The 6,387-nt window shown below is 40.3% G+C and carries 2 protein-coding genes and 21 tRNA genes; all 23 read left to right on the top strand.

Annotation, left to right across the window (positions count from 1 at the left end; translation table 11 throughout):
* Window positions 1-26 precede the first annotated feature (26 nt).
* The 23 genes from V7108_RS26600 to V7108_RS26490 all read left to right on the top strand — a co-directional run bounded on the left by V7108_RS26600 (window position 27) and on the right by V7108_RS26490 (window position 6,307).
* Window positions 27-102, top strand: a tRNA-Val gene (locus V7108_RS26600).
* A gap of 33 nt (window positions 103-135) precedes the next feature.
* Window positions 136-211: transfer RNA gene (locus tag V7108_RS26595), tRNA-Thr, on the top strand.
* A gap of 30 nt (window positions 212-241) precedes the next feature.
* Window positions 242-317 (top strand) — tRNA-Lys (locus V7108_RS26590).
* An 84-nt stretch (window positions 318-401) separates the two neighbouring features.
* Window positions 402-486 (top strand) — tRNA-Leu (locus V7108_RS26585).
* 56 nt (window positions 487-542) lie between these two features.
* Window positions 543-617 (top strand) — tRNA-Gly (locus V7108_RS26580).
* 5 nt (window positions 618-622) lie between these two features.
* Window positions 623-711 (top strand) — tRNA-Leu (locus V7108_RS26575).
* Window positions 712-741: 30 nt separating this feature from the next.
* Window positions 742-818: transfer RNA gene (locus tag V7108_RS26570), tRNA-Arg, on the top strand.
* An 8-nt stretch (window positions 819-826) separates the two neighbouring features.
* A tRNA-Pro gene (locus tag V7108_RS26565) sits at window positions 827-903 on the top strand.
* Between the two features lie 18 nt (window positions 904-921).
* Window positions 922-997, top strand: a tRNA-Ala gene (locus V7108_RS26560).
* 29 nt (window positions 998-1,026) lie between these two features.
* Window positions 1,027-1,103 (top strand) — tRNA-Met (locus V7108_RS26555).
* 80 nt (window positions 1,104-1,183) lie between these two features.
* Window positions 1,184-1,260: transfer RNA gene (locus V7108_RS26550), tRNA-Ile, on the top strand.
* A gap of 16 nt (window positions 1,261-1,276) precedes the next feature.
* Window positions 1,277-1,369: transfer RNA gene (locus tag V7108_RS26545), tRNA-Ser, on the top strand.
* A 175-nt stretch (window positions 1,370-1,544) separates the two neighbouring features.
* Window positions 1,545-1,618, top strand: a tRNA-Met gene (locus V7108_RS26540).
* 3 nt (window positions 1,619-1,621) lie between these two features.
* Window positions 1,622-1,698: transfer RNA gene (locus V7108_RS26535), tRNA-Asp, on the top strand.
* A gap of 27 nt (window positions 1,699-1,725) precedes the next feature.
* Window positions 1,726-1,801, top strand: a tRNA-Phe gene (locus tag V7108_RS26530).
* 28 nt (window positions 1,802-1,829) lie between these two features.
* Window positions 1,830-1,905: transfer RNA gene (locus V7108_RS26525), tRNA-His, on the top strand.
* Window positions 1,906-1,923: 18 nt separating this feature from the next.
* Window positions 1,924-1,997, top strand: a tRNA-Gly gene (locus tag V7108_RS26520).
* A 6-nt stretch (window positions 1,998-2,003) separates the two neighbouring features.
* A tRNA-Ile gene (locus V7108_RS26515) sits at window positions 2,004-2,080 on the top strand.
* A 33-nt stretch (window positions 2,081-2,113) separates the two neighbouring features.
* Window positions 2,114-2,188: transfer RNA gene (locus tag V7108_RS26510), tRNA-Asn, on the top strand.
* 9 nt (window positions 2,189-2,197) lie between these two features.
* Window positions 2,198-2,288, top strand: a tRNA-Ser gene (locus V7108_RS26505).
* Between the two features lie 9 nt (window positions 2,289-2,297).
* A tRNA-Glu gene (locus V7108_RS26500) sits at window positions 2,298-2,369 on the top strand.
* A gap of 904 nt (window positions 2,370-3,273) precedes the next feature.
* Entirely contained in the window at window positions 3,274-5,220 is a 1,947-nt protein-coding gene (glgB, locus tag V7108_RS26495; RefSeq protein WP_335569850.1) for a 1,4-alpha-glucan branching protein GlgB, read from the top strand.
* A complete protein-coding gene (locus V7108_RS26490) occupies window positions 5,162-6,307 on the top strand; it encodes a glucose-1-phosphate adenylyltransferase (RefSeq protein WP_335509097.1) in 1,146 nt (381 codons plus the stop codon). The genes glgB and V7108_RS26490 overlap by 59 nt, the downstream gene beginning before the upstream one ends.
* Window positions 6,308-6,387: the final 80 nt, after the last annotated feature.

Raw genomic sequence — 6,387 nt, 5'->3', positions numbered from 1 at the left:
TAGGACGTTGCCAGGCTGTATTATATGGAGGATTAGCTCAGCTGGGAGAGCATCTGCCTTACAAGCAGAGGGTCGGCGGTTCGATCCCGTCATCCTCCACCATATTTTTCACGATAGTAAAAATAACTATTCTTTGCCGGTTTAGCTCAATTGGTAGAGCAACTGACTTGTAATCAGTAGGTTGGGGGTTCAAGTCCTCTAGCCGGCACCATTTTCATTATTACTTATATTAAGTAATAATGAGCCATTAGCTCAGTTGGTAGAGCATCTGACTTTTAATCAGAGGGTCGAAGGTTCGAGTCCTTCATGGCTCACCATAGTTTTTCACGCTAGTGAAAAAAACTTTCCTTTTGCGAAAGCAAATAAAGTAACCTTTGGCTGCAGTAATTAATTTTCAATATGCGGGTGTGGCGGAATTGGCAGACGCACCAGACTTAGGATCTGGCGCCGCAAGGCGTGGGGGTTCGACTCCCTTCACCCGCACCAAAGTTATTTTGAGTAAAATAACTAATATTTTAAATGAAATAACATTATCAAATATTGCGGAAGTAGTTCAGTGGTAGAACACCACCTTGCCAAGGTGGGGGTCGCGGGTTCGAATCCCGTCTTCCGCTCCAATATTGCCGGGGTGGCGGAACTGGCAGACGCACAGGACTTAAAATCCTGCGGTAGGTGACTACCGTACCGGTTCGATTCCGGTCCTCGGCACCATTTTTAAAAGTGTAAATAGATTTATAATATGCGCCCGTAGCTCAATTGGATAGAGTGTCTGACTACGGATCAGAAGGTTATGGGTTCGACTCCTTTCGGGCGCGCCATATTTTATCGGGAAGTAGCTCAGCTTGGTAGAGCACTTGGTTTGGGACCAAGGGGTCGCAGGTTCGAATCCTGTCTTCCCGACCATCTTCAATTAAAAGATATGGGGCCTTAGCTCAGCTGGGAGAGCGCCTGCTTTGCACGCAGGAGGTCAGCGGTTCGATCCCGCTAGGCTCCACCAAGGTTGTTTTACAATTTAATTATCTATTTGGCGGTGTAGCTCAGCTGGCTAGAGCGTACGGTTCATACCCGTAAGGTCGGGGGTTCGATCCCCTCCGCCGCTACCAAGTATTTTTATGAAGTAAAAACACAAAAGTTTTTTTGCGCAGCAAAATAACCAAATAAATTAGTTTTTAATACTTTATCTGGACCTTTAGCTCAGCTGGTTAGAGCAGACGGCTCATAACCGTCCGGTCGTAGGTTCGAGTCCTACAAGGTCCACCAGTAATCTTTATAATATGGAGGAATACCCAAGTCCGGCTGAAGGGATCGGTCTTGAAAACCGACAGGCGGGTTAAACCGCGCGGGGGTTCGAATCCCTCTTCCTCCGCCATATTATTCTTCAGCAAAATGAAATTCTTTTTATTGTCGCGGGGTGGAGCAACGAGCGTTACTTCACAGAATTAACTGCGAGTTGTATCAATCGAACTGCTGCTTGAATAAGCTTTCTGAGATTGATACAGTCCATACAAACTATGGGCATGAGTAAGTGTAATAATTTCTATTGTCGCGGGGTGGAGCAGTCTGGTAGCTCGTCGGGCTCATAACCCGAAGGTCGCAGGTTCAAATCCTGTCCCCGCAATACGGTCTGGTAGTTCAGTTGGTTAGAATGCCTGCCTGTCACGCAGGAGGTCGCGGGTTCGAGTCCCGTCCAGACCGCCATTTTTTAAAAAATGGCATTATTTAAGTGGCTCAGTAGCTCAGTCGGTAGAGCAAAGGACTGAAAATCCTTGTGTCGGCGGTTCGATTCCGTCCTGAGCCACCATTTATAATTGGTGGATAATAAAATAATGGCGATTGTGGCGAAGTGGTTAACGCACCTGATTGTGGTTCAGGCATTCGTGGGTTCGATTCCCATCAGTCGCCCCATATAATAATTTATGATATGCGGGTGTAGTTTAGTGGTAAAACCTCAGCCTTCCAAGCTGATGTTGTGAGTTCGATTCTCATCACCCGCTCCAATTTATGGGCCTATAGCTCAGCTGGTTAGAGCGCACGCCTGATAAGCGTGAGGTCGATGGTTCGAGTCCATTTAGGCCCACCATATTCTTTTAAAAGAAAAATAAACTTCTATTGTTCCGCAGTAGCTCAGTGGTAGAGCTATCGGCTGTTAACCGATCGGTCGTAGGTTCGAGTCCTACCTGCGGAGCCATTTTTTTATGGGGAAGTACTCAAGAGGCTGAAGAGGCGCCCCTGCTAAGGGTGTAGGTCGGGTAACCGGCGCGAGGGTTCAAATCCCTCCTTCTCCGCCATAAATTTAAGGCCCCTTGGTCAAGTGGTTAAGACACCTCCCTTTCACGGAGGTAACACGGGTTCGAATCCCGTAGGGGTCATACAAAAAGGCTGATGATATTATATCATCAGTTTTTTTGTGTCTAATAAATAATGGAAAACTTATTCTTTATGAGCGGCCTATAAAAGGTCTATAGTGACCGAACCGTAGGAAGAAACTAGATTAGGGTAACTATAAAAGAGCTATAGTGACCGAACCGTAGGAAGAAACTAGATTTGGGTAACTATAAAAGAGCTATAGTGACCGAATTGTAGGAAGAAACTAGATTTGGGTAACTATGAAAGCTATAGTGACCGAACTGTAGGAAGAAACTAGATTAGGGTAACTATGAGCAGAGCTATAGTGACCGAACCATAAAATAATACTAGATCTGGCTCACTAAAAAAAGAATATATACCGCCACAACAAAAAGTGAGATCACAGGTTCACTCCAAAGGATCCTGAGAAACCAAATGTGAAGCTGCCTCCATTCGCCATGCTTGACGTGATTAATCCATAAAATCACCCCGCTTTTATCACAAAAAATATGTTGTTATATAAAAAAAGTAAACATATCGATCCCCAAACAGGACCATTCGCTTGTACATCCTATAAGGCGAGATTCTCTAATGTGATACCTATATCAATATAATATTATTCCTTCCCCGATTTTTTTAAAAATCGTTGTGAACGCTTACAGACAATGGTTTTTAGTAAATTAACTCGTTAAAGTTATACAAAAATCAAATAATATTTTTCCCCTATGAACTTAAAAAATTTTATATATTTTTGTCTATTCTCGATGGAATTATTGTGGATTGGTGTCGAAATAACTCGCAATATACTGTAATATGACAGTTTATATCCTTTGTTGTCAGAAAAGATAAAAAAGTTTTTGAGAATTATTAGTAGTTTGCACTTATAATTAACCCTTGAAATACATTTTCACAAGGATGAGGTTATTAATGGCAGTGAATACTTTATATCCAACAGACTATCAGTTGCATTTATTTCATGAAGGCAACCTTTTTCAAAGTCATCAACTATTTGGTGCACATGTATTTAGGGAATCAGAGAAAGTTTCTACTCGCTTTTGTGTGTGGGCCCCTAATGCTAAAGAGGTTCGGCTAGTTGGAGATTTCAATAGCTGGGATGGTGAAGGTTACGATTTACATAGGGTAAACAATGAAGGTGTATGGATTATAGTCATTAATCAAGACCTAAGTGGTTGCCTTTATAAGTATGAAATAATTACAGCACAAAATGAAAGAATTTTGAAAGCAGATCCATTTGCCTTCTACTCGGAGCTGAGACCAAATACTGCCTCTATTGTCCATTCTTTGAAAGATTATGATTGGCAGGATAATCACTGGTTGCAGCGAAAGGAAAAAAGGAACTTCTTATCTGAAGCACAGGTAATCTATGAAGTGCATTTTGGTTCCTGGAAAAAGCATGAAAATGGAGACTTTTTAACATATAAGGAAATGGCAGCAGAACTTATTCCTTATGTGCTTGAACATGGATTTACACATATCGAGATACTACCCCTTATTGAGCACCCCTATGACGGTTCTTGGGGATACCAGGGAACTGGGTACTTTTCAGCAACCTCGCGTTATGGCACACCACAGGACTTTATGTACTTTGTGGATCAGTGTCACCAAAATGGTATTGGCGTTATCCTAGATTGGGTACCAGGTCATTTTTGTAAGGATTCTCATGGTTTATACCGTTTTGATGGTTCCCATATTTATTCTTATGAAACAGAGAGTGACAGGGAAAATCAGGTTTGGGGAACAGCAAACTTTGATCTTGGAAAAGGTGAGGTCCAAAGTTTTCTCATTTCGAATGCATTTTTTTGGATTGATTATTTCCATATTGATGGATTTAGGATGGATGCGGTTGCCAACATTATTTATTGGCCAAATTCAACGGAAAATCTTGAAAACCCATTTGGAATCGAATTTCTAAAAAAATTAAACATTGAAGTTCATGAATATGATCCAACCTTTGTCATGATTGGGGAGGATTCAACGGATTATCCGAATGTTACTGCCCCAATTCATTATGGTGGATTAGGTTTTGATTATAAATGGAATATGGGATGGATGAATGACACTTTGGAGTACATTGAAACTCCTCCATTTTCCCGTTCAAATGTTCATTCTAAAGTGACTTTTTCGCTTCTATATACCTTCAGTGAAAACTTTATGCTACCGTTTTCCCATGATGAAGTTGTACATGGAAAAAAGTCATTATTAGATAAAATGCCAGGCGATTATTGGGAAAAGTTTGCTCAATTACGTCTGCTCCTAGGTTACATGTTTGCACACCCGGGTAAAAAATTATTATTTATGGGATTTGAAATTGGACAGTTTTCAGAATGGAAATATAAAGAGCAGCTCGATTGGAACCTATTAGACTATGAAATGCATCAAAACGTAAATCAATATGTTAAACAATTAACAAAACTCTATAAACGTTCCAAACCACTTTATGAGCTAGACCACATGCATGAAGGCTTTGATTGGATTGACTGCAATAACACTGACCAATCCATCTTTTCTTTTATCAGGAAAGGTAAAAAAGAGAATGACTTTTTAATCATCATATGCAATTTTACAGGTGTTCATTATCCTGAATATAAAATTGGCGTACCTGTACAAGGCGAGTTCCGTGAGATTTTAAACAGTGATCATACAGACTTTGGCGGCGCAGGATTTATTAATAAGAAAACATTTATGGCTTTAGAAGAGCCATTCCATGGTAAACCATATTCCGTTAATGTGACGATACCGCCTTTTGGCTTTCAGATCATACGACCAGTGAAAAAACGAAAGGAGAGAAAAGGTAATGGTAAAGAAAAAGTGCGTAGCCATGCTATTGGCAGGAGGGAAAGGAAGCAGACTTAATTCGCTGACGAAGGATTTGGCGAAGCCTGCTGTCCCTTTTGGCGGGAAGTACAGAATCATTGATTTTACATTAAGCAATTGTGCCAATTCCGGAATTGATACTGTAGGAGTGTTAACGCAGTATCAACCATTACTTTTAAACTCGTACATTGGTATCGGGAGTGCTTGGGATCTTGACCGTAAAGACGGAGGTGTTACCGTTTTACCGCCATATGCTGAGTCCTCAGAGGTAAAATGGTATACCGGCACGGCAAGCGCCATCTATCAAAATCTCAATTATTTAAAGCAATATCAACCGGAATATGTATTAATTCTATCGGGTGATCATATTTACAAAATGAACTACGAAAGTATGCTAGAATACCACATCGAAAAAAGGGCTGATGCAACGATTTCTCTTATAGAGGTTCCTTGGGCTGAAGCAAATCGTTTTGGAATTATGAATACAAACGAAGAATTAAGAATAACAGAGTTTGAGGAAAAGCCTGCAGAACCTAAAAATAATTTAGCATCAATGGGAATTTATATTTTTAGCTGGAATATACTTAAAGAATATTTGGAAATGGATGCTAGAAATACTAAATCCTCTCATGATTTTGGCAAAGATATTATTCCATTAATGTTAGAAGAGAATAAGAAGTTATATGCCTATCCTTTTAAAGGCTATTGGAAAGACGTAGGTACAGTTAGAAGTTTATGGGAAGCAAATATGGACCTATTAAATGATGAATGTGATTTAGATCTGTTTGATCATGATTGGAGGATCTATTCTGTAAATCCAAATCAGCCTCCACAATATATTTCTCCAGAAGCTATTGTTAAGGATTCATTAATTAACGAGGGCTGTACGATTGAAGGGGAAATTGAAAATTCTGTCCTTTTTCAAGGGGTAAGTGTTGGAAAAGGGACTACCATCAAGGAATCTGTCATCATGCCTGACGCTGTTATTGGTGAAAACGTAAAGATTGAAAAAGCGATTGTACCAAGCGAAGTTGTTATTCCTGCTGGAACAGTCATTCGATCACTTGATGATGAAATTATCCTTGTAACGGAAGAAATGTTAAGTGGATTTTATCCTGCTTTTTAATAAGACTTTTATGGAACTTTGAGTATTTTCCAGCTTAGGGCCCGCCCGGCTCTATTGTTTTAAAGCCAAGCACTCCGGAT

This window comes from Neobacillus vireti, assembly GCF_036962345.1.
Lineage (GTDB): Bacteria > Bacillota > Bacilli > Bacillales > Cytobacillaceae > Neobacillus > Neobacillus vireti_A.
Note: the sequence above shows the minus strand (reverse complement) of the source record. Positions and strands in the feature narration are given on the sequence as shown.

What these genes read in the sequence shown, in the direction of transcription:
- glgB (WP_335569850.1), top strand. Translation starts at nt 3,274, where the DNA reads ATGGCAGTGAATACTTTATATCCAACAGACTATCAGTTGCATTTATTT.
- V7108_RS26490 (WP_335509097.1), top strand. Translation starts at nt 5,162, where the DNA reads ATGGTAAAGAAAAAGTGCGTAGCCATGCTATTGGCAGGAGGGAAAGGA.